Origin of the sequence: Thalassospira sp. MIT121401 (assembly GCF_047125595.1) — a bacterium.
Taxonomy (GTDB): domain Bacteria; phylum Pseudomonadota; class Alphaproteobacteria; order Rhodospirillales; family Thalassospiraceae; genus Thalassospira; species Thalassospira povalilytica.
In genome coordinates, this window is record NZ_CP138926.1 from 3,987,390 (window position 1) to 4,006,159 (window position 18,770).

Genomic DNA, 18,770 nt, shown 5'->3' on the forward strand with positions numbered 1-18,770 from the left:
ATCGGGTTAGGCAATCAGTTCGAGGCACTCAGGCGTTCGACAGCCTGGGCAAGCGTTTCAATACCGTCAATCAGACGAATGGTCGGGTCCATCGATTGCGCATCCATCACAACGATATTGCCGTTTTTAACCGCTTTCATCTGGCGTGTAACCGGATCGGTTTTCAAAAAGTTCATTTTGACTTCCCAATCATCTGCCGGAAACCGGCGACGGCCCATTTTACCGATCACAATGATATCGGGATTGGCGCGCGCAATGGTTTCCCACCCCACGGTCGGCCATTCTTCGTCGCTGTCGATGATGTTTGTTACGCCAAGTTTTTCCGCGATATAGCCCGCCGCCCCGTTTTTGCCCGCGACATAGGGATCGCTTTTAATCTCGGCACTGGAAAACCAGAAGACGGTTGAAACATTGCTGTTCCCGCTGGCATTGACCTGTGCCAGGGACCGGGCTTCACGATCTTTCAACCTGGCAATCAGGGCCGCGCCGCGATCCTCGATATCGAAAATCTGCGCAAGGTCGGAAATTTCCCGATAAATCAGGTCCATGGAGAAACGGTCATGGCGCACCCCGTCGCCGCCGCCGGCATTGTCCTTGCCGACACAATCGGCCGGTGCGGTATAGACCGGGATCGAAAGTTCATTGAACTGTTCGGTGGTGCCGACAATGCCCTTGGGACCGACATGCCATTGATACTGGGTGGCGACCAGTTGCGGTTTTTGCGCAACCACGGTTTCAAAGCCCGGATCATTATCAGCCAGACGCGGCACGGACGCATTCACATCCCTGAATTCATCCATGACCGGACCAAACCAGACCCCGGTGCCTTTGACCTTATCGGCCAGCCCCAGCGAATAGAGGATTTCTGTCGTGCTTTGTCCAAGCGACACAACCCGTTCGGGGGCTGCATCAAAGTGCAGCGTGCTGCCGCAATTTTCGATGGCAAGCGGATATTCCGTCGCAGCCGCAAACGGGGCCGAAATCATAAAACCGGCAGCAAACACCCCGACTGCCAGCGCATTTTTATAGTGACTGATCACTTTGACTTCCTTTCAAAGACATACCGGCAAGGGTCGGCAATTACCGGCCATTGCACAGCATATCGCAAATGTTATGTTATAACATAACATACACTTTACTATCGTCAAGGGACTGGCAAAAGTGTCGGGAAATGGCGGAAGATGTCAGGATCGGTATTCAGGCGCATTTACAAAAAACTGCCGGAAACCGCGACATATGCCGACATTCTCCGGGGCACCCCGCCCGGTCCGTCGCATTCATGTCGGCAGGTCTCCTGGCTCGCGGGTCAAAGCACTTTTCCTGGCCTTCCCGGGTTCATCCCAGTGGCATTGGTCAGAAAAACGCTCACCGCCTACAGTTGCGGGGGCAGCTTCGGTTGATGGGCATGCAGCCCAGATCGAATTCCCTTCATCCGATATCCGGATACCGACATCTGACCGTTAGATTAAAGCCCAAACCCGGTCAAGGAAATTGGCAGATGACCAGAGGCATTTACACAGGGGTCCATGCAGAAATTGCAGTCGACACGACCTTGAATTTGCCATGTTTCATCCCGATTACCTCCACACTGTCTGGTATGCTTGCCGACAAATGAAACCATTGGAACATGATGCACATGACGACTTCTGTTGAACGCAGACGCTTTTTGAAATCCATCGCGGCAGCCGGTCTTATCCTGCCGGGAATGTCGATCTATCAGCATGCATTGGCAGAAGTACCGGGGCTTGACCTTGGTGCGGGACAGCCGTTTGATTTTGCCGATCTGATTGCGCGTGCCAAATCGATGGCGCAGGCCGCCTATGAGCCGCCGGTCGCCCCCAACCCGGAAATTGTCGGGCGGATCGATTACGACACCCATGGAAAATTGCATTACAAACGCGATCATTCGCCATTTTCCGATGGATCGGGCACCTATCCGGTGACGTTCTTCCATCTGGGCATGTATTTCGCCAAGCCCGTGCACATGTATCTTCTTGAGGACGGCACAGCACGCGAAGTCATCTATAAACCCGATTACTTTGACATGCCAGCCGACAGTATTGCCCGCCAGCTGCCCGAAAACAGCGGCTTTGCCGGGTTCCGACTTCATGAAGAACTGTCGCGCGATGACTGGAAAACCCAGGACTGGGCGGCGTTTCTTGGCGCATCCTATTTCCGTGCCATCGGTGATGAAGGCCAGTATGGCCTGTCCGCGCGCGGGATTGCGGTCAATACCGCCACATCCCAACCCGAAGAATTCCCCGATTTCCGCCAGTTCTTTATCGAGCCGGCCAAAAATGCCGAAGACCCGGTCACCATCTATGCGCTGCTTGATGGGCCAAGCATTACGGGTGCATACAAATTCCTGCTCTATCGCGGGCAGGGTGTGACGATGGATATCGAAAAACACCTGTTTGTCCGTCGCGATATCGAACGGCTTGGCATTGCGCCGCTGACCAGCATGTTCTGGTATTCCGAACAGAACAAATCATTCCGGTTTGACTGGCGCCCGGAAGTCCATGACAGCGATGGCCTGGAATTGTGGACCGGCAGTGGTGAACGCATCTGGCGACAGTTGAACAACCCCGAAACCATCCGCGCATCTGCCTTTGCCGATCATAATCCGCGCGGTTTTGGACTGATGCAGCGTGACCGCGATGTGAAGAACTATCTTGATGGTGTGCGCTATCACCGTCGCCCCAGCCTGTGGGTCGAACCCCAGGAAGACTGGAATGACGGTGCTGTACAGTTGATCGAAATCCCGACCGACGATGAAATCCACGATAACATCGCGGCATTCTGGGTTCCGAACGCCCCGGCCAAAGCCGGAAACAGCTATCAGTTCAAATATCGCCTTCACTGGCAGGCCCATAACCCGTTCCCGGTTGCCGAACTGGCAAAGGCAACTTCTACCCGGATGGGACGCGGCGGCGAACCGGGCACCAACCGCCCGAAAGACGAGGTCAAGTTTTCCGTCGAATTCGAAGGCGATGTTCTTGGCACCCTTGCCTATGGCGAGTTCCCGGAAATCGTCGTATCGACATCGCGTGGTGAAATCACCCGCACCAAGATCGAACCGATCATGGATACCCGTATCTGGCGGGCGGCCTTTGACCTGAAGGCGGCCGGCACCGATCCGGTTGATCTGCGTATGTATCTCAAACGCGGGGATGCCCCGCTCAGTGAAACCTGGATGTTCCAGCATCTGCCGGCACTGGGTAATCAGCATCAAGGCTGATCAAAACCTGGCAAGAATGATCAGGGGGCGGCAACACCGCCCCCTGTTTTTTTATTTACGACGCCATGCCTTCGCCCGGGCGCGCTTGGGCCGATTGCCCAAGGATTGCCATGACATCGCGCATCGGTGGTGCACCAAACATGCGGGCATATTCGCGGCTGAACTGCGATGCACTTTCATAGCCGACCGCATAGGCCGCACTGGCCGCGTCCTTCATTTCTGCGAGCATGATCTGACGCGCTGTCGTCAGGCGCAGGCGCTTTTGATATTGCAGCGGACTCATGGCGGTGACCTGTTTGAAATGATGATGGAAGGATGACGGGCTCATATTGGCGAAATCTGCCAGTTCCTCGATCTTCAGCGGCTTGTCGAAATTATCCTTCATCAACCGCAATACCGCCGATATCCGCTGCATGTTGCTGCCACCAATCGCAAGACCGGCAATCAGCGCACCCTTGCCGGTGCGCAACAGTCGGTAATGCACTTCGCGCATCAAAAGCGGCAACATGACCCCAATGTCATCGGGCCTTTCAAGCAACTCGACCACGCGCAACACCGCGTCAATCAGGCTGTCGGTGGTTTGTTCGACAAACAGTCCGCGGGCACTTTCGCCTTCTGCCCCGATCTTGAGATCCATATGCGTGACCAGCTCGCTTAAAATCTTGCCATCAAGATCAAGCGACAAACTGCGATAGGGTTGCTGATCACTTGCCAGTGTCACATGCCCGACAAGGGGCAAATCCACCGATGCCGCAAGAAGCTGTCCGGGTTCATATCGATAGAGTTCCTGACCCAGCGTGACTTCCTTGGCCCCCGACACAATCAGACACAGGCAGGGCTTGTAAATCGTTGGCACCTTAAGGCTTGGCGCGGTTGACCGGAACATCCAGACAGGCTCAACCGCCGTGCGCACCGAGCCATCCGCCTCGCAGTATTTGTCAATCAGATTACAAAGCCGCTGATAGCTATCCATTACCAAATCCCTCGCATTTCCTAGGATGCAGTATACACACCCTCACACCCAGACAAAGCCCGCTTTGACCTACTTGGAGGATTAGGCAATCCAATTCGAGTTCTGTGTATTCAACAAGCCACATCTGATCGGCACAGTAAGCGCCATGACACAAACGCAAAGGAGCATGTCATGACGAACCCGATCAATTATCTCGAAAACAAGACCGTCATCATCACCGGCGCCAGCAGCGGCATCGGGGAGGCCACCGCGCGGCTTCTGGCATCGCGCGGGGCCAAGGTTGTTCTGGGCGCACGGCGTACCGAACGCCTTGATCAGATTGTTACCGAAATCGAGGCCGCCGGTGGCACTGCCATGGCCCGGTCGGTTGATGTCACCAATGCCGACAGTGTCGAGGCACTGGTTTATAACGCCCAGAACCTTTTCGGGCGCGTCGATGCGATTTTCAACAATGCCGGTGTGATGCCGCTTGCCCCGATGTCGGAACTTAAAACCGATGAGTGGGAAAACATGATCAACGTCAATATCCGTGGTGTTTTGAACGGGATTGCTGCTGTTCTTCCGATTTTCAAGGCACAGGGCGGCGGCCATGTCATCAATACCGCATCGATTGGCGCACATGTTGTTGTGCCAAGTGCGGCGGTCTATTGCGGCACCAAATACGCCGTCTGGGCCATTTCCGAAGGCCTGCGCCAGGAAAGCGAAAATGTCCGCGTGACGACCATTTCGCCGGGCGTGGTTGAAACCGAACTGGGCCACGATATTTCCGATCCGACCAGCAAGGAATTGCTGACCCAGTTCCGCCAGATCGCCCTGACACCCGATGCGATTGCCCGTGCGGTTCTTTATGCGCTTGATCAACCCGCCGATGTTGATGTCAACGAAGTCATCGTGCGCCCGACGGCATCGGCCTTCTGATGAGGCAATCCGTCCTTTCATCCGGCTTTGCAACTTTGCTGATGATGCTGGTGGTGCTTGCACCATCAGCATCGGCCCAACAGGAGACAGAGATGCGCAAAACCATCCAAACCGCCCCGCATCCCTATATCGGCATGTGGGTGACCAAGGACGGCCATGTCCGTCAGGAACTGCTGCCCAATGGTCGCTATGACGAAGCCCGTGACACCCGTCAATCGGCCTATCAGGGCGATTATCAGGTATCGGGAAATTACATCACCTATCAGGATGACACCGGCTTTACCGCAGATGGATATTTTGAAAATGACGTTCTTTATCACGGCGGTATGGTGATGTTCCGCGAGGCGACCATAAACTAGGTCAGCCTGCCGACCCCCGGACAATACGGGCGGGCATACGGGCCCGCCCGGTTTTGTCTTACTCAGATACGTTCAAGTGCAATGACCGTATCAATGACCGAGCCCTTTTCACCCTTGGGACCGGTCGCCATGCGTTCGAAATTATCCACCGTGACGGTTTTCCACTGGCTCATATCAAGCCCCAGGGCATCGCGCGCCTGTGCAGGTGACGGGAACACCATGTCTTTGGGGGCCGATGACCATGATGGACGTGATCCGTGGGTGGTAATCAGCAACAAGCCGTTTATCGCGACCTGTTGTGCTGCCCGGTTCAAAATCCTGTCGCGGGCAAATTCGAGTGGCGATTGCAGGAATTGCGCAGTTACCAGATCAAACATGCCGTTGGGCAAGCTTGTATCCAGATCATGGGCCGCGAAGGCAATATTATCCTGCACGCCACTTCGCAGGGCATTGGCCCGCGCATAGCCCAGTGCCGTTTCCGAAATATCAACAGCCGTCACTTGCCACCCGCCTTTTGCCAGCCAGACGGCGTCATCGCCCTTGCCACAACCAAGTTCAAGTGCGCGCCCCACCGGGCGACCGACAACAAACCGCTCAAGAACAGCAGACGGCTTGCCGCTGGTTTGCGGGGACTGCTTTTCATAGGTTTCTTCCCAAAAGGTTCTGGCGTCCATTTTGGGATCAACATTTGGATCAAATTTCATCGGAGTTCTCTTGATAAAGTCGGGGATATCCGTGATTGCGAATCACGTAACATTAAAAGTTACATGATTTGTCGCACCTGTCAATTTCATGTATCTTTGATTGTTACATGTGATAAAAACGACGGAACATCTGATCGACGAACAGGACCGCCTTCATGCGTCAGGACAACCGCCTGCCCCGGGTTTTGCATGCCCTTTTGCATCTGAGCGACATGAAAGACCCCGCCACATCCGAACAACTGGCCGGGATGCTCAATACCAATGCCGCCGTTGTCCGGCGGACAATGGCGGGGCTGCGTGATCGGGGGATATTAACATCCATCAAGGGCCATGGCGGCGGCTGGCAACTGGCACGGCCGCTTGAAAAAATCACGCTGGCGGAAATTTATCAGGCGCTGGGCGCACCGACCCTTTTTGCCCTTGGCTGCGGGGATGAAGAGTCTCAATGCTTGATGGAAAAGGCGGCCAATACGGCGACCGCGCGCGCATTACAATTGGCGTCAGAGACATTCATCACGGCACTATCATCCGTCACCATGGCAGATCTGGCCGTTGATTTTGAAAAGCGGCTGGCGGAATTGGGATTAAGCCCGGATAACCTGCATCATTTTTCTGACCAGCACCACTGAGTCAGCGCAGGCTGCCAAAGAATTCCTTCAGAAGGGTTGCGGCCTCGACCTCGCCAATCCCGCCGTAAACTTCGGGCCGGTGATGACAGCTTGAACTTTCAAACACGCGCGGGCCGTGATCAACCCCGCCGCCCTTGGGGTCGTAGGCCCCGAAATAGACGCGCCGAAGGCGGGCAAATGAAATGGCGGTCGCGCACATCGGACAGGGTTCCAGCGTGACATAGAGATCGCAATTGGGAAGACGTGGCTCACCCTTTGCCCCGGCGGCGGCCCGGATCACCAGAATTTCGGCATGGGCCGTGGGATCGTTCATTTCTTCGGTCAGGTTTCCGGCGCGCGCCAGAACTTCGCCGGTATCGGCATCAACCAGAACCGCCCCGACCGGCACTTCGCCGCGACGTGCGGCCGCGCGGGCTTCTTCAAGGGCCATGTCCATATAGCTGTCTGCGCTCATAGTCTTTCCATCCCGATGATCGAACCAGTGACAGACCGGCGTCATCCCTGCCGGGTCCGGTCTTTTAGTTTGTTTCAGGACATTTGGTCCTTTTTGGGTTCATGACATTGTCCTATCACTTCACAGGGTCGGTCAAGCCATGATCACCGGCATTGGCGGATCAACACACCCTTGCCCGCCTGCGCAGAACGCATAGACTGTCGGCGTGAATTGCCGTTGCCCTTCACGGGTTAGAAAGGTAGTTTCCGCCAAACTTGTTTCGCCATCCCGTCACCAGCATCAAGGTTCGCATCGTCATGACCACGCGCAAGCCGATCATTGGCATTACACTCGATTCCGAAGAACCGGGCGGATATTCCAAATTTCCGTGGTATGCGCTGCGTGAAAACTATGCCGGTGCGGTCACGGCAGCCGGTGGCATTCCCATGCCCCTGCCCCATGAAATTGAACTGGTGCCCGATCTTCTTGATCTGATTGACGGGCTGGTGGTGACCGGTGGCGCGTTTGATGTTGATCCCGGCCTGTTTGGCGCAACCGAAAAACACGACACGGTTGTCACCAAGGATCGGCGCACCAAATTTGAATGGGCGATGGCCGAAGGTGCGCTTAAACGCGACATGCCGGTTTTGGGCATTTGCGGCGGGCAGCAGCTTTTGAACGTTATTCTGGGCGGATCATTGATCCAGCACATCCCAGACGCGATCGAAAACTGCCTTCCCCACGAACAGCCAAACCCGCGCGACGAGGCCGGTCATGACGTCACGGTCGAGCCCGATACGCTTCTGGCCAAAATCGTTGGCGATGTCAAAACACTGTCGGTCAATTCCGCCCACCATCAGGCGGTTGATGGGGTTGGCCCGGATGTGATCATCAATTCCTATGCGCCTGATGGCGTGATTGAGGGGATTGAACATCCGAAATACCGCTATTGTCTCGGGGTCCAGTGGCATCCCGAATTTCATATCAGCTCGGGCGATGCCAAAATCTTTGACGCCCTGATTGCCGAGGCCCGCAAATGAGCGACAAAAACGACACCCAGAACGACAACAAACCCGAACGCATTGCCAAACGCATTGCGCGATCCGGTGTCTGTTCCCGGCGTGATGCCGAACGCATGATCGCCGAAGGTCTGGTGCGCCTGAACGGCAAAAAGCTTGATAGCCCCGCCGTAACGGTCACCGACGAGGACGAGATCATTGTCGATGGCAAGCCATTGCCGGAAAAGGAAAAGCCGCGCCTGTGGCGACTGTTTAAAAAGCGCGGGCTGGTCACCAGCCACCGCGATGAACAGGGCCGCGATACGGTATTTGAACATCTGCCAAGCTATGTGCCGCGCGTGATTTCGGTTGGTCGTCTTGACCTTAACTCCGAAGGGTTGCTGTTGCTGACCAATGACGGGGAACTTGCCCGTTATCTGGAACTTCCGGCAACCGGATGGGCGCGCCGGTACCGTGTGCGCGTGCATGGCCGGATCGAGGAAGAAAAACTTAAACAGCTTGAAGAAGGCATCACGGTTGATGGCGTCCATTACGGATCGATCCAGGCCGAAGTCGACGTTCAGAAAGGCACCAATGCCTGGATGACCGTCACGCTTCGCGAAGGCAAGAACCGCGAAATCCGCCGGGTGATGGAACATCTGGGCTGGCCGGTAACGCGCCTGATGCGCGTATCTTACGGCCCGTTCCAGTTGGGCAGTCTGGCCCCGGGCGAGTGCGAGGAAATCACCGGCAAGGTGATGAAAGAACAGCTCGCCGCGTTCTTCCGCGGTGATTACAGCAAGGTTTCCGAAAAAAAATCGGTTGCCCGTGGCGGCACCGGTCGCCCGAAGGCACCGCGTACCGTATTTGGCCAACCCGCCCAGCGGAAACGCCCGCAAGGCAATCAGGGTGGCCCGGCAGGTACCGCCCAGAACACCAGTGATGGCGAGGATGCGCGCGACAACCGCACGGCTTCCCGCCCAAGTTCCGGTGCCGCCCGCAAGGGCCCGCGCATCGGTGCTGCCCCGCGTCCGGGTGGACGCGGCAAGCCCGCCGCCCAGAATACCCGCCCGGAACGCGAAGAGCGTGATGAACGCGGTGCAGCACGTCCGACCAACAAGGGTCGCGGTCGTTACAGCACCGGCGGCAAGGCCGGTGCATCCGATGACCGCAATGCCCCCGGCAACGGGCGCGGGCGCGGCCGTGGTGCCGGTTCTGGTGCCGGTACGGACGGCCGATCGAATGCAGGTGCAGGCGGTGGTCGTTCAGGCAGCCGTTCGGGTGGCAACTTCAACGATGTCAGCAACAAGCCGGTCGGCCGATCGGGTGGCCGGGGCGGCAAATCCGCATCATCGGGCAATGCAGCACCGGGTCGCAAACCCGCAGGCAACCGCCCGCGCGGCAAAAAGGAATGACCATAAATGCGGATTGTTGGCGGAAGTCATCGTGGACGGGTTTTGAACGCGCCTGAAGGGCGCGACACCCGCCCGACCCTTGATCGTGTGCGCGAGGCCCTTTTTAACATCCTGTCGCACGCATCACGTTGGTATGAGGATGACTTCCATCCGCTTTATGACGGCGTGGTGCTTGATGCCTATGCCGGGTCTGGTGCCTTGGGTCTTGAGGCCCTTTCGCGCGGGGCGTCAAAGGCCGTGTTCTTTGACACCGACCGCAAGGCCATCGCCATTGTCGAGCAGAATATTGACACCCTGAAGGTCGGCAATCAGGCCAAGGCACAACGCGCGGATGCCACCAAACCGCCCCGCGCCATCGAACCGGCCAGCATGATTTTCCTTGATCCGCCCTATGGCAAGGATTTGCTCGACCCCAGCATCAGCGCCCTTGCCACAGCCGGATGGATTGATGCCAATACCCTGATCATTGCCGAACGTGATCCCCGTGATCCGCAAATCGGCCTTGCCGGGTTTGAGCTTTGTGATTCACGCAAATATGGTCGCTGCCAGATTGATATCGGCCGCATGGCAGGCTGATCATCGCCCAAGCGCGACTTACAAGTGCGATTTACAAACGCGATTGAAATGATCGCGCAGATCAGCCATTCCCACCCGCCTGCTGCCAGATTGCGCAATTTGTGATACCGTTCAGACAGCATTGAAACGGTTGATGATCATGAAAGCCCTGTCGACACCCGCCCCGGACAAGGAATTTGGACGCCTGTTGCGCCAATGGCGCCGCATGAGCGACATCAAACAATCGCGTCTGGCCGATATTCTGGGTGTTACACAGGCAACCGTTTCGCGCTGGGAAAACGGCACACAGCGCCCCGCCCCGCTCCAATATGATCTGATCCATCAGATGATGACGCGCAAACGCAATTTCCGTCTTGATCATGCGATCAAGCGGCTGGTCACCCATTCCAGCCAGCGGGTCCACCTGATCGAGGACCGGTCCCACAGACTGCTATGCGCATCCCATGCCCGTGCCCATGAATGGCAGCGCGACTGCACCGAACTGCTTGGCACATCGCTTTGGCGGTTTGCCACGCCGGAAATCGCGACCGCGGAAAAAAGCCTGCATGACATGGGATGGCACGAAGATCAGGCCGATCATCTGACCTTCGAGACGTCCCGACGGGACGGTGCGCCGATGCGCATCGTTGACAGTTTCATCCTGTGGGAACGTTTTTTCCTGTCGGATGGAACGGCGGTGCGCCTGACCACCGGCTATGACCAGGCACCGAACCACATCTGATCCGGTTCGGCTTTCCCGTCCGCACGCATATTTCATACGTGGTCACCGGCCCCCGATTTCGGGTAGTCATAGCGACACCGGAATTGCCATGCATTCGAAGTGCCGCGCATTTCCGGCGATCTGCCATTTCAAACCATAAAAAAACACCACCTGACGGAAACGCCACATGCCACCGATATTTGCCATCATCATTCTGTATGGATTGGGACTGACTGCATCCATGCAGGTTGGCCTGATCGGGCCGATTGCCCCCGATTTGCGGGCGGGCTTTGGCCTTAGCCAGGCGGAATTCGGTCTTGTTGCATCCCTGATCACCGCGGCCGGGGCACTTGCCGCCATTCCAACCGGTGTCTGGGCTGCGCGCGCCGGTTTGCGCAAATCACTGGTCCTGGGCGGGCTTATGATGATTGCCGGTGCCGTGATCTTTGCCACGGCCAATGCGACGCCACTGCTTTATGCCGGGCGGCTGGTCACATCGATCGGCTATTTGCTGATTGTGGTCGGTGCGCCAAGCTGGATGGCGGGCTTTGACAATCCGAAAATGGTCGCCATGGCCATGAGCATCTGGGGCACCTTTATTCCGGTGGGCATTGCATTGGGCAACTGGATCAGTGCGGCGATGGTTGTGTGGCTGGACTGGCGTCTGGCGGTTGCGGCCTGCACGGTTCCAGTTCTTGTTTTATTGCCGCTTCTGGCATTGATGGAAAAACCGCCCACCGCGACCGTACGCAAGTCCCTTGGCAGCGGGGTGATGGGGGTTCTGAAATCACGTTCCGCGCTGAAAGTCGCGCTGACATTTTCCGCCTTTGCCGGGGCAACATCCGCAGCCCTCGCCTTCATGCCGGCAATGATGGTCGACAATCTTGATATCGGGATCGCACCGGCCGCCGGGATCATCGGAACGACCGCGATTGTCGGCAATATTATCGGGAGTATCGGTGCGGGCGTGGCCCTTGGCCGTCAGGTTGCCGGACGGCGCATTCTGATCGCGTTCTTGCCGATGATGGCAGCCGCCATTGCGACCTTGTTTGTCAGCACGGACATGGCAATCAGCCTGATCGCGCTGGTGATTTTCAATATCGGTCAGGGGGCGGTTGCCGGCACCTGTTTTGCCCTGTTGCCGGCCATCGCCAAGGACGGTCTTTCAATGCCCGCCCTTCAGGGGATGCTTGCCCAGTTTGCCGAGATTTTTGTGGTCATTGTCCCGCCGCTTACCGGGGCCATGATTGATTTCAATGGCTGGGGTGGTGCGGCGGTGATCCTTGCCGGTTTCTATTTTGCAGGCTTCATGATCTCGGCGATCAGGTCCCCCATACGCCGCGTAACCGCCTGACCTATACGATACGATGACTTGACCTATCCTGCGAAGCAGGCGACCCTCCAATCCCCTCAATCAAAGAGGCAATGACACACAGGGCAGGGAAGCGGGATGCAGTTGATCAAGGCCATCTTTATCGGAACGATATTGATTGGCCTGTCTGTTGTTGCCGCGTTCTTTATCTGGCTTGCGCCGGTCGGAGCGGCCTATAGCGCAAAGATCATGTGTTCGGCGATTTTTGTGAACGGATTGCCATCCAGCCGTGCGCGCGATGAAGACGTTCTTGCCGACAATAATGCGTTGCTGTCACTGATCACCACCAATGTCGATCTGCGCAACCAGACGGTCAGCGCCCATGCATTCGGTTTCCGGAAACGGTTTGCGGTTTATCGGCCGAATCTGGGCTGTACGCTGGCCGATGATCAGGGCCATATTGCGCGCCTGCGCAATTCGACACCGGTGATCAAACCGATTGCTGCCAAGCCGCTTCTGACCACAAGTCTTCCGGCCGAAGTCGACCGCCGCGCATTGAACAATATCCTGTTTGATGTCATGGACGAACCCGGTGTCCGACCCGAACGGCGCACGCGCGCGGTATTGATCCTGTATCGCGGCAAGGTCATTGCCGAACGATATGCCGACGGCATTACCGCACAGACGCCGCTTCCGGGATGGTCGATGACCAAAAGTGTCTGGAACACCGTTCTGGGCCGCATGCAGAACGAAGGCATGATGCCCGACATTCATGATCCGGTTCTGATCAATGAATGGCAGGCGCAGACAAATGATCCGCGCGCGGCCATTACCTATGACCAGTTGCTTCGGATGCGCAGCGGCATTGAATTTAGCGAATCCTACTGGAACCCGCTTTCCGATGTGGTGCAGATGCTGTTCGTTCAGCCGGCCGCCGCGGGCTATGCCGTGTCCAAACAGCTGGAACACAGCCCGGGTGAAGTCTTTGCCTATAATTCCGGGGCATCAAACATTCTGTCGGCTGCCGTTCGCAATCTGAGCGGTTCACGCAGCACATATCTTGCCCGCCCGACCGAACTTTTGTTCAGGCCGCTTGGCATGAAAAGTGCGGTGATCGAAACCGACCCCGAAGGATATTTCATCGCATCAAGCTTCATGCATGCAACGGCGCGTGACTGGGCCAAGATCGGACAGCTTTATCTTCAGGATGGCGTTTGGGAAGGACAGCGTTTGCTGCCCGAAGGCTGGGTCGATTACACCAGCAGCCCGGATGAAAGTGACCCCGACGTCATTTACGGGGCGCATTGGTGGCTTGATCTGCCCGGCGACCGTGATGACGAAGGCAACCCGCGAAACGGCATCGCCGAATTGCCCGATGATGCGTTCTTTGCACTTGGCCATGATGGCCAGTCACTTAGCGTCATCCCGTCCAAGGAACTGGTCATCGTGCGGCTTGGCGTTACCCGCAAGCGCGAAGCATTCAGCCTGCGCAATTTCGTATCCGATATCAGCAACCTGTTTCCCGATGCCCCGACCGCATCGCAAAACAGTCCGGACGGCGAAGACATCCAGGATGCCACCGGGCCCAGTACTGATTGATTAGCATCGATTGATTTGTGGGGGCCGAATCACGGCTAGAAGAACCAACCGGATTCAGATCCTAGGCCAGCAGCGCCACAACATACCCGGCACCTGCTCCGGTCCCGACCAGCGCCCAGACCGGCATGATCCGCCATTGCAAAACAACAAAGGCGATCGCGACACAGCCAATATCAAACATGTCATGGATTGCACCGGTCCAGATCGGGTCATAAAGAACCGCCGCCAGCAACCCAACCACCGCAGCATTAACGCCCAGCAACCCGGCCCGCATCGCGCCGATATGCCGCACCCGGTCCCAGAACGGCAACAGCCCGACAACCAGCAACCAGGCCGGCAAAAAGATCGCCACCAGGGTAATCATCGACGTCACCGCACTGATCACGATGCCGCCATCCATGGCCGACCCGTTATGCAAGGCAGCACCAAGATACGCCGCAAAGGTAAAGATCGGCCCGGGAACCGCCTGGGTCGCGCCATAACCGGCAAGGAAGGTCTGTGTATCGACCCAGCCCGGATCAACCACCGCATTTTCGAGAAGCGGCAAGACAACATGCCCGCCGCCAAATACCAGCGCCCCGCTGCGATAAAACCCGTCAATCACCGCAAACAGCCCGCTTTGATCAAAATGGGCTGCCAGTGGCAAAATGACCAAAAGGGCAAAGAAACAGCAAAGTGCGGCAATCGCCCCGGTGGCCGAACGGGGGGCCATCGGCGCCATCGGATGGTTATCGACCTTGGCGCGCAGCATCACAAAACCGGCGAGCATCCCGCCCAGAATGACCGCAAATTGCGCAAGCACCGTGTTGCTTGCGATCATGATGGCGGCGGCAACAATGGCCAGAACCGCACGCGCAATATCGGGACAGAGGCTTCGTGCCATGCCAAACAAGGCATGGGCAACCACGCCCACCGCCACCAGCTTGAGACCGCGCAGAACCCCGTCAACCGATGCCAGATCAAACCCGACAAACGCCATGCCAAGAACCGCCAGCACAATGGCCGACGGCATCGTAAAACCAAGCCAGGCCACAAGGGATCCGCGCACACCGCCAAGCGCCATGCCGATCCCCATGCCAACCTGTGAACTGGCCGGTCCGGGTGCGAACTGACACAGTGCAACCAGATCGGCATAGGCCGCATCACTTAGCCATTTGCGCCGGGCGACGAATTCTTCGCGGAAATAACCGATATGGGCGACCGGCCCGCCAAAGCTGGTCAAACCAAGGCGCAGGAAAATCATGAAAATCTGCCACAGCCCCACACCGTTTTCCGGCAGTAAAGCAGGTGAGACAGATGACACCGGCGCAGGGTCAGATTCAGAGTTAGGGTTTGTCATGTTGTCAGACATTGCGGGTTATTGCCCCATGATCACGTTCGTCAGGATCGTTTTGCCTGAACTTACGCAACCGGGCTGCACCTGCAAAGTCAAAAGCAGCCCCCTGCCCGTTCGTCATCAAACCATAATAAAACCCCTGCCACCGGTTTGATGCGGTGACAGGGGCAAGATCAAAGCGCCAGACCGGAAATCCGGGTTTTAGCGGAATGCCGGTTCGTCAAGCGAACGCAATTTGCGTGAATGCAATTGGTTGACGTCCTGACGGAGGGTATCGATGGTATCGAGACCAACCTGAAGATGCTGACCGATCCGCTGGCGATAGAAATTGTTGGCCATGCCCGGCAGTTTCAGTTCGCCATGGACCGGTTTGTCGGAAACACACAGAAGCGTGCCATACGGAACACGGAACCGGAAACCGTTGGCAGCGATTGTCGCACTTTCCATATCCACGGCAATTGCGCGTGACTGGTTCAGACGGCCGAACAGTTCGCTGTAACGCAGTTCCCAATTACGGTTGTCCGTGGTTGCCACCGTGCCGGTTCGCATGCGTGCCTTCATTTCGCGGCCCTTGAGACCGGTGATTTTGGCAACCGAGTCGGCAAGCGCTACCTGTACTTCGGCAATCGGCGGGACCGGAATCCACAAGGGCAAATCCGAATCCAGAACATGGTCGTCACGCACGTAACCATGGGCCAGCACATAATCACCAAGCAACTGACTGCGCCGCAGCCCCGCACAGTGACCAAGCATCAACCAGCAATGCGGACGCAACACAGCAATATGATCCGTTGCCGTTTTTGCATTGGACGGCCCGACACCGATATTGACCAGCGTCACACCAAGCCCGTCTTCACGGATCAGGTGATAGGACGGCATTTGCGGCAGTTGCTTGACCGCCTCGCCCGATTCCTGCCAACCCGCCGGGGCGTCTTTGCGCACATGGACCTTCGGCCCCGGTTCGACAAAGGCGACATAGGGGCTTTGCGGATCTTCGAGCTGCAATTTGGCGAATTCGATGAATTCATCGACATAGCGCTGATAGTTGGTGAACAGCACGAACTTCTGGAAATGTTCCGGTGCGGTCGCCGTGTAATGGCGCAAACGTGCCAGTGAATAATCAACACGTTCCCCGGAAAACAGCGACAGCGGTTTGGGGCCGTCACTGTTGCCGTAATGCACGCCATTGGCGATATCATCATCGGTACGGGCCAGATCGGGCATGTCAAAGATCAGTTGCATCGACCGGATATCGGTCGGACCGATACTGTCGGTTGCCGATTCGACCAGGAATGGCAGCGGGATCGGGCGATCAGACACACCAACCACAACAGGCACGTCGTGGTTCTTAAGCAGAAGTTCGATCTGCTCGCGGTAATATTCTTCAAACAGGTCAGGACGGGTCAGCGTCGTGCCGTAAATGCCCGGGTCGCGTGGTGCGCCGAACGAAAGCGTGCTTTCGACATGCAATTTTTCCGGCGGCACTTCGATGCCAAGATACGGGTAATAGGCACGTACGGGGGAAGATTGCTGACCTTGACCGAAACGGTTAAAGGCCTCCTGGACGGCATTGGCACCGGTCGCATAGATATCCTTGATGCGCGCAAGTGCCTTGTCAGCGTCAGTGAATTCAAACAGATCGCGTACCGATCCGTGTACTCCAGAAACCATAATGGATGCTCCTTTTTGTTATTGTTGTTTCAGAACCCCTGTCTGATCAAGGTGCGTGAAATCACGCCCGATCAATTACAAAGGCCCTTGGAGCGAGAGATTTATCACCGCCCGCCCGCCTTCTGACAACCGAAAACTTTTTCATCCCGTTCTATCCCTGGGTGAATATCCTGAAATACAGGGAACCGGCTGTGCCGAAACAACCCGCTTTTCCGGCGGTTTCAGATGCTTATGACTTATATGTCGGATTTATTTTCAAGAATTCCAAATGACAGTTTTGATGCGCGGCCCATAACAAGGCCGGTCTCAAATATTCTGCGCACCGGTGACGTTATCGCGGGTGCCGGAATCCGGGCAAAAAAAGTGCCGAAACCGGGGGACGGTTTCGGCAATTTCAGGGAGGTGCCTTAGACGTTGAGGGAAAAGACGGTCAACCCTGATGTGAGTTTTATATGACCATTGGTCATTAATGTCAATTTTAATCGACGCGTAGCATCCATTCGCCTGACGCATATCTCATGCTAATATATCGGCGTCTTCGGCGATCTCTTGCAGGTATTCAAGCCTGCGCTTCGCGCCCTGATCAAATGCCCACGAGTCACCTAGATGGGTCATTTTCAAGTCACTTACAATTCTGGCGGCACGCGGGTCACTTTGGACCAGGCTTTCGATTTCGTGTTTCTCTTCGTCGTCCTGAAGTGTCCCGCGTACATAGCCAAGAATGTGCTCCTTGCCATATATCGCAAGAACCGGGCTCATATTATGCGGCCTCTGAGACGTAGCGTGAGGCGTGCTCGCGCGCTTCGATTCGACCAACCGACGCACGCAGTTTGCGGCGTGCACGTCCAACACGCGATTTCACGGTACCGATTTCAACAGACATCTGATCGGCAGCATCCTGATAGGATACTTCTTCAACAGCGGTCAGCAGGATGGCCTGGCGTTCCTGTTCGGGCAATTCTTCAAGAACACGGTCGGCATCACGCAATTGCAGACGCGCCATCTGGTTGCTGCCATGACCATACACATCACCAAGATCATCCCAGTCGACCTGCGGGCCGCGGGTTTTTTCACGGCGCTTGCTGGAAATAAAGGTGTTGAACAGGATCCGGTGCAACCAGGCCTTAAGGCTCGTGCCTTCTTCGAACTGGTCCTTCTTGCTGATGGCTTTCAACAAAGTGTCCTGAACCAGATCCTGCGCAAGATCGGTGCTGCCGGTCAGGCGATATGCATGACGGCGCAGTGCTGGCACATGGTCTTCGATTTCGTTCATCACTTGAGTAGACATCACAACCTCCTTGTTCGGATGAACTTACCGTAACAAAAGAAAATGAAATTTAAAGTAAAATCGTATAGTTAACTTAGGCAATACAATGAACAAACAGCACATACACAACATTATCAAAACACATATCTGACACAATGTAGTTAAGTGCATCACGTTACATTATTTACCGCCTGTGATTACTTTACATTACTTACATCACTGCTCGAACTTACCGAGAGTCAGCAAGATGGTTGTCTTATGGAGGAAACGGAGGTAACGTAAGTTACTCCAAAATTTTTGAATGCCTTGATTTTCAATGGCTTCAGGGGCTAATTAAAGCTCCTGAAATTGACAGGAAACCCCACGTGCCAACGCCGAAAAGAACAGAAAAGCTCCAGATCATGCTGGATGACGAGGAGCTTAAGGTCATTGATGACTGGCGCTTCGATCATCGAATGCCAACGCGTGCCGCCGCAATCCGTGAATTGATCCGCCGCGGTCTTATCGCCGAGGACGTCGAAGAACCGGAGACAGAGGGCAAAAGCACGACAGATTTTCGTGTTGAGCCGGAATAAAACAAATCTTCCATGAACAAGGCCCGTCAAAAGCGGGCCTTTTTCATATCTATTTTTTCCCGATACT

Annotated in this window: 19 protein-coding genes and 1 riboswitch; of the genes, 11 read left to right on the top strand and 8 right to left on the bottom strand. The window is 56.0% G+C overall.

Annotated features, from left to right (window positions below; translation table 11 throughout):
* Positions 1 to 14: 14 nt before the first annotated feature.
* Positions 15 to 1,040, bottom strand: coding sequence for an ABC transporter substrate-binding protein (locus tag SIB88_RS18405; protein WP_250284818.1), 1,026 nt, complete (start codon positions 1,038 to 1,040; stop codon positions 15 to 17).
* Positions 1,041 to 1,266: 226 nt separating this feature from the next.
* Positions 1,267 to 1,466: riboswitch (cobalamin riboswitch) on the bottom strand.
* Between the two features lie 170 nt (positions 1,467 to 1,636).
* On the opposite strand from SIB88_RS18405, the gene SIB88_RS18410 reads away from it, so the two are divergent.
* The gene (locus SIB88_RS18410) at positions 1,637 to 3,238 is read left to right on the top strand and encodes a glucan biosynthesis protein (protein ID WP_228194392.1); all 1,602 of its coding nucleotides are present in this window, start codon (positions 1,637 to 1,639) and stop codon (positions 3,236 to 3,238) included.
* Between the two features lie 55 nt (positions 3,239 to 3,293).
* Here the strand turns inward: SIB88_RS18410 and SIB88_RS18415 are convergent, their stop codons facing one another.
* The gene (locus tag SIB88_RS18415) at positions 3,294 to 4,211 is read right to left on the bottom strand and encodes an AraC family transcriptional regulator N-terminal domain-containing protein (RefSeq protein WP_412558761.1); all 918 of its coding nucleotides are present in this window, start codon (positions 4,209 to 4,211) and stop codon (positions 3,294 to 3,296) included.
* A gap of 171 nt (positions 4,212 to 4,382) precedes the next feature.
* Here SIB88_RS18415 and SIB88_RS18420 point away from each other — a divergent pair, with 171 nt between their 5' ends.
* Together SIB88_RS18420 and SIB88_RS18425 are read left to right on the top strand one after the other, a co-directional pair.
* On the top strand, positions 4,383 to 5,129 hold the full coding sequence (locus tag SIB88_RS18420; protein WP_068517278.1) for an SDR family oxidoreductase: 747 nt from the start codon (positions 4,383 to 4,385) through the stop codon (positions 5,127 to 5,129).
* A 92-nt stretch (positions 5,130 to 5,221) separates the two neighbouring features.
* Positions 5,222 to 5,488 carry an Atu4866 domain-containing protein gene (locus SIB88_RS18425; RefSeq protein WP_412558762.1) on the top strand — a complete coding sequence of 89 codons (267 nt, stop codon included), beginning with the start codon at positions 5,222 to 5,224 and terminating at the stop codon, positions 5,486 to 5,488.
* A 62-nt stretch (positions 5,489 to 5,550) separates the two neighbouring features.
* On the opposite strand, the gene SIB88_RS18430 is transcribed toward SIB88_RS18425, so the two are convergent.
* Positions 5,551 to 6,192 (bottom strand): class I SAM-dependent methyltransferase, encoded by a 642-nt coding sequence (locus SIB88_RS18430; protein WP_412558763.1) that lies wholly within the window; start codon positions 6,190 to 6,192, stop codon positions 5,551 to 5,553.
* Between the two features lie 155 nt (positions 6,193 to 6,347).
* Between SIB88_RS18430 and SIB88_RS18435 the strand changes: the two genes are divergently transcribed.
* The gene (locus tag SIB88_RS18435) at positions 6,348 to 6,821 is read left to right on the top strand and encodes an RrF2 family transcriptional regulator (protein WP_412558764.1); all 474 of its coding nucleotides are present in this window, start codon (positions 6,348 to 6,350) and stop codon (positions 6,819 to 6,821) included.
* Between the two features lies 1 nt (position 6,822).
* Here the strand turns inward: SIB88_RS18435 and SIB88_RS18440 are convergent, their stop codons facing one another.
* Positions 6,823 to 7,275, bottom strand: a complete 453-nt coding sequence (locus tag SIB88_RS18440; protein ID WP_068517281.1) for a nucleoside deaminase — start codon at positions 7,273 to 7,275, stop codon at positions 6,823 to 6,825.
* Between the two features lie 296 nt (positions 7,276 to 7,571).
* Here SIB88_RS18440 and SIB88_RS18445 point away from each other — a divergent pair, with 296 nt between their 5' ends.
* The 6 genes from SIB88_RS18445 to SIB88_RS18470 all read left to right on the top strand — a co-directional run bounded on the left by SIB88_RS18445 (position 7,572) and on the right by SIB88_RS18470 (position 13,854).
* A complete protein-coding gene (locus tag SIB88_RS18445; protein ID WP_412559387.1) occupies positions 7,572 to 8,294 on the top strand; it encodes a gamma-glutamyl-gamma-aminobutyrate hydrolase family protein in 723 nt (240 codons plus the stop codon).
* A complete protein-coding gene (locus SIB88_RS18450) occupies positions 8,291 to 9,667 on the top strand; it encodes a pseudouridine synthase (protein WP_412558765.1) in 1,377 nt (458 codons plus the stop codon). Before SIB88_RS18445 ends, SIB88_RS18450 begins: the two co-directional genes overlap by 4 nt.
* A gap of 6 nt (positions 9,668 to 9,673) precedes the next feature.
* Positions 9,674 to 10,243: a 16S rRNA (guanine(966)-N(2))-methyltransferase RsmD gene (gene rsmD, locus SIB88_RS18455; protein ID WP_412558766.1), complete on the top strand. Its 570-nt coding sequence runs from the start codon at positions 9,674 to 9,676 to the stop codon at positions 10,241 to 10,243.
* Between the two features lie 139 nt (positions 10,244 to 10,382).
* Entirely contained in the window at positions 10,383 to 10,964 is a 582-nt protein-coding gene (locus SIB88_RS18460) for a helix-turn-helix domain-containing protein (RefSeq protein WP_101248193.1), read from the top strand.
* A gap of 166 nt (positions 10,965 to 11,130) precedes the next feature.
* A complete protein-coding gene (locus SIB88_RS18465; protein WP_068517284.1) occupies positions 11,131 to 12,297 on the top strand; it encodes a CynX/NimT family MFS transporter in 1,167 nt (388 codons plus the stop codon).
* Positions 12,298 to 12,393: 96 nt separating this feature from the next.
* Entirely contained in the window at positions 12,394 to 13,854 is a 1,461-nt protein-coding gene (locus SIB88_RS18470; protein ID WP_412558767.1) for a serine hydrolase, read from the top strand.
* A gap of 61 nt (positions 13,855 to 13,915) precedes the next feature.
* Here SIB88_RS18470 and chrA read toward each other — a convergent pair whose 3' ends face one another.
* The 4 genes from chrA to SIB88_RS18490 form a co-directional block, all read right to left on the bottom strand.
* The gene (chrA, locus tag SIB88_RS18475) at positions 13,916 to 15,097 is read right to left on the bottom strand and encodes a chromate efflux transporter (RefSeq protein WP_412558768.1); all 1,182 of its coding nucleotides are present in this window, start codon (positions 15,095 to 15,097) and stop codon (positions 13,916 to 13,918) included.
* 294 nt (positions 15,098 to 15,391) lie between these two features.
* On the bottom strand, positions 15,392 to 16,861 hold the full coding sequence (locus SIB88_RS18480; RefSeq protein ID WP_101248169.1) for an AMP nucleosidase: 1,470 nt from the start codon (positions 16,859 to 16,861) through the stop codon (positions 15,392 to 15,394).
* A gap of 516 nt (positions 16,862 to 17,377) precedes the next feature.
* Positions 17,378 to 17,620 (bottom strand): hypothetical protein, encoded by a 243-nt coding sequence (locus SIB88_RS18485; protein WP_068517287.1) that lies wholly within the window; start codon positions 17,618 to 17,620, stop codon positions 17,378 to 17,380.
* Between the two features lies 1 nt (position 17,621).
* The gene (locus SIB88_RS18490) at positions 17,622 to 18,149 is read right to left on the bottom strand and encodes an RNA polymerase sigma factor (RefSeq protein ID WP_068517288.1); all 528 of its coding nucleotides are present in this window, start codon (positions 18,147 to 18,149) and stop codon (positions 17,622 to 17,624) included.
* A gap of 344 nt (positions 18,150 to 18,493) precedes the next feature.
* Between SIB88_RS18490 and SIB88_RS18495 the strand changes: the two genes are divergently transcribed.
* Positions 18,494 to 18,703, top strand: a complete 210-nt coding sequence (locus tag SIB88_RS18495) for a hypothetical protein (protein WP_068517289.1) — start codon at positions 18,494 to 18,496, stop codon at positions 18,701 to 18,703.
* The last annotated feature ends 67 nt before the right edge of the window (positions 18,704 to 18,770 follow it).

Excerpts from the sequence above, each read along its gene's own strand:
- SIB88_RS18410 (WP_228194392.1), top strand. The coding sequence starts at position 1,637 with ATGACGACTTCTGTTGAACGCAGACGCTTTTTGAAATCCATCGCGGCA.
- SIB88_RS18415 (WP_412558761.1), bottom strand. The coding sequence starts at position 4,211 with ATGGATAGCTATCAGCGGCTTTGTAATCTGATTGACAAATACTGCGAG.
- SIB88_RS18420 (WP_068517278.1), top strand. The coding sequence starts at position 4,383 with ATGACGAACCCGATCAATTATCTCGAAAACAAGACCGTCATCATCACC.
- SIB88_RS18425 (WP_412558762.1), top strand. The coding sequence starts at position 5,222 with ATGCGCAAAACCATCCAAACCGCCCCGCATCCCTATATCGGCATGTGG.
- SIB88_RS18430 (WP_412558763.1), bottom strand. The coding sequence starts at position 6,192 with ATGAAATTTGATCCAAATGTTGATCCCAAAATGGACGCCAGAACCTTT.
- SIB88_RS18435 (WP_412558764.1), top strand. The coding sequence starts at position 6,348 with ATGCGTCAGGACAACCGCCTGCCCCGGGTTTTGCATGCCCTTTTGCAT.
- SIB88_RS18440 (WP_068517281.1), bottom strand. The coding sequence starts at position 7,275 with ATGAGCGCAGACAGCTATATGGACATGGCCCTTGAAGAAGCCCGCGCG.
- SIB88_RS18445 (WP_412559387.1), top strand. The coding sequence starts at position 7,572 with ATGACCACGCGCAAGCCGATCATTGGCATTACACTCGATTCCGAAGAA.
- SIB88_RS18450 (WP_412558765.1), top strand. The coding sequence starts at position 8,291 with ATGAGCGACAAAAACGACACCCAGAACGACAACAAACCCGAACGCATT.
- rsmD (WP_412558766.1), top strand. The coding sequence starts at position 9,674 with ATGCGGATTGTTGGCGGAAGTCATCGTGGACGGGTTTTGAACGCGCCT.
- SIB88_RS18460 (WP_101248193.1), top strand. The coding sequence starts at position 10,383 with ATGAAAGCCCTGTCGACACCCGCCCCGGACAAGGAATTTGGACGCCTG.
- SIB88_RS18465 (WP_068517284.1), top strand. The coding sequence starts at position 11,131 with ATGCCACCGATATTTGCCATCATCATTCTGTATGGATTGGGACTGACT.
- SIB88_RS18470 (WP_412558767.1), top strand. The coding sequence starts at position 12,394 with ATGCAGTTGATCAAGGCCATCTTTATCGGAACGATATTGATTGGCCTG.
- chrA (WP_412558768.1), bottom strand. The coding sequence starts at position 15,097 with ATGATTTTCCTGCGCCTTGGTTTGACCAGCTTTGGCGGGCCGGTCGCC.
- SIB88_RS18480 (WP_101248169.1), bottom strand. The coding sequence starts at position 16,861 with ATGGTTTCTGGAGTACACGGATCGGTACGCGATCTGTTTGAATTCACT.
- SIB88_RS18485 (WP_068517287.1), bottom strand. The coding sequence starts at position 17,620 with ATGAGCCCGGTTCTTGCGATATATGGCAAGGAGCACATTCTTGGCTAT.
- SIB88_RS18490 (WP_068517288.1), bottom strand. The coding sequence starts at position 18,149 with ATGTCTACTCAAGTGATGAACGAAATCGAAGACCATGTGCCAGCACTG.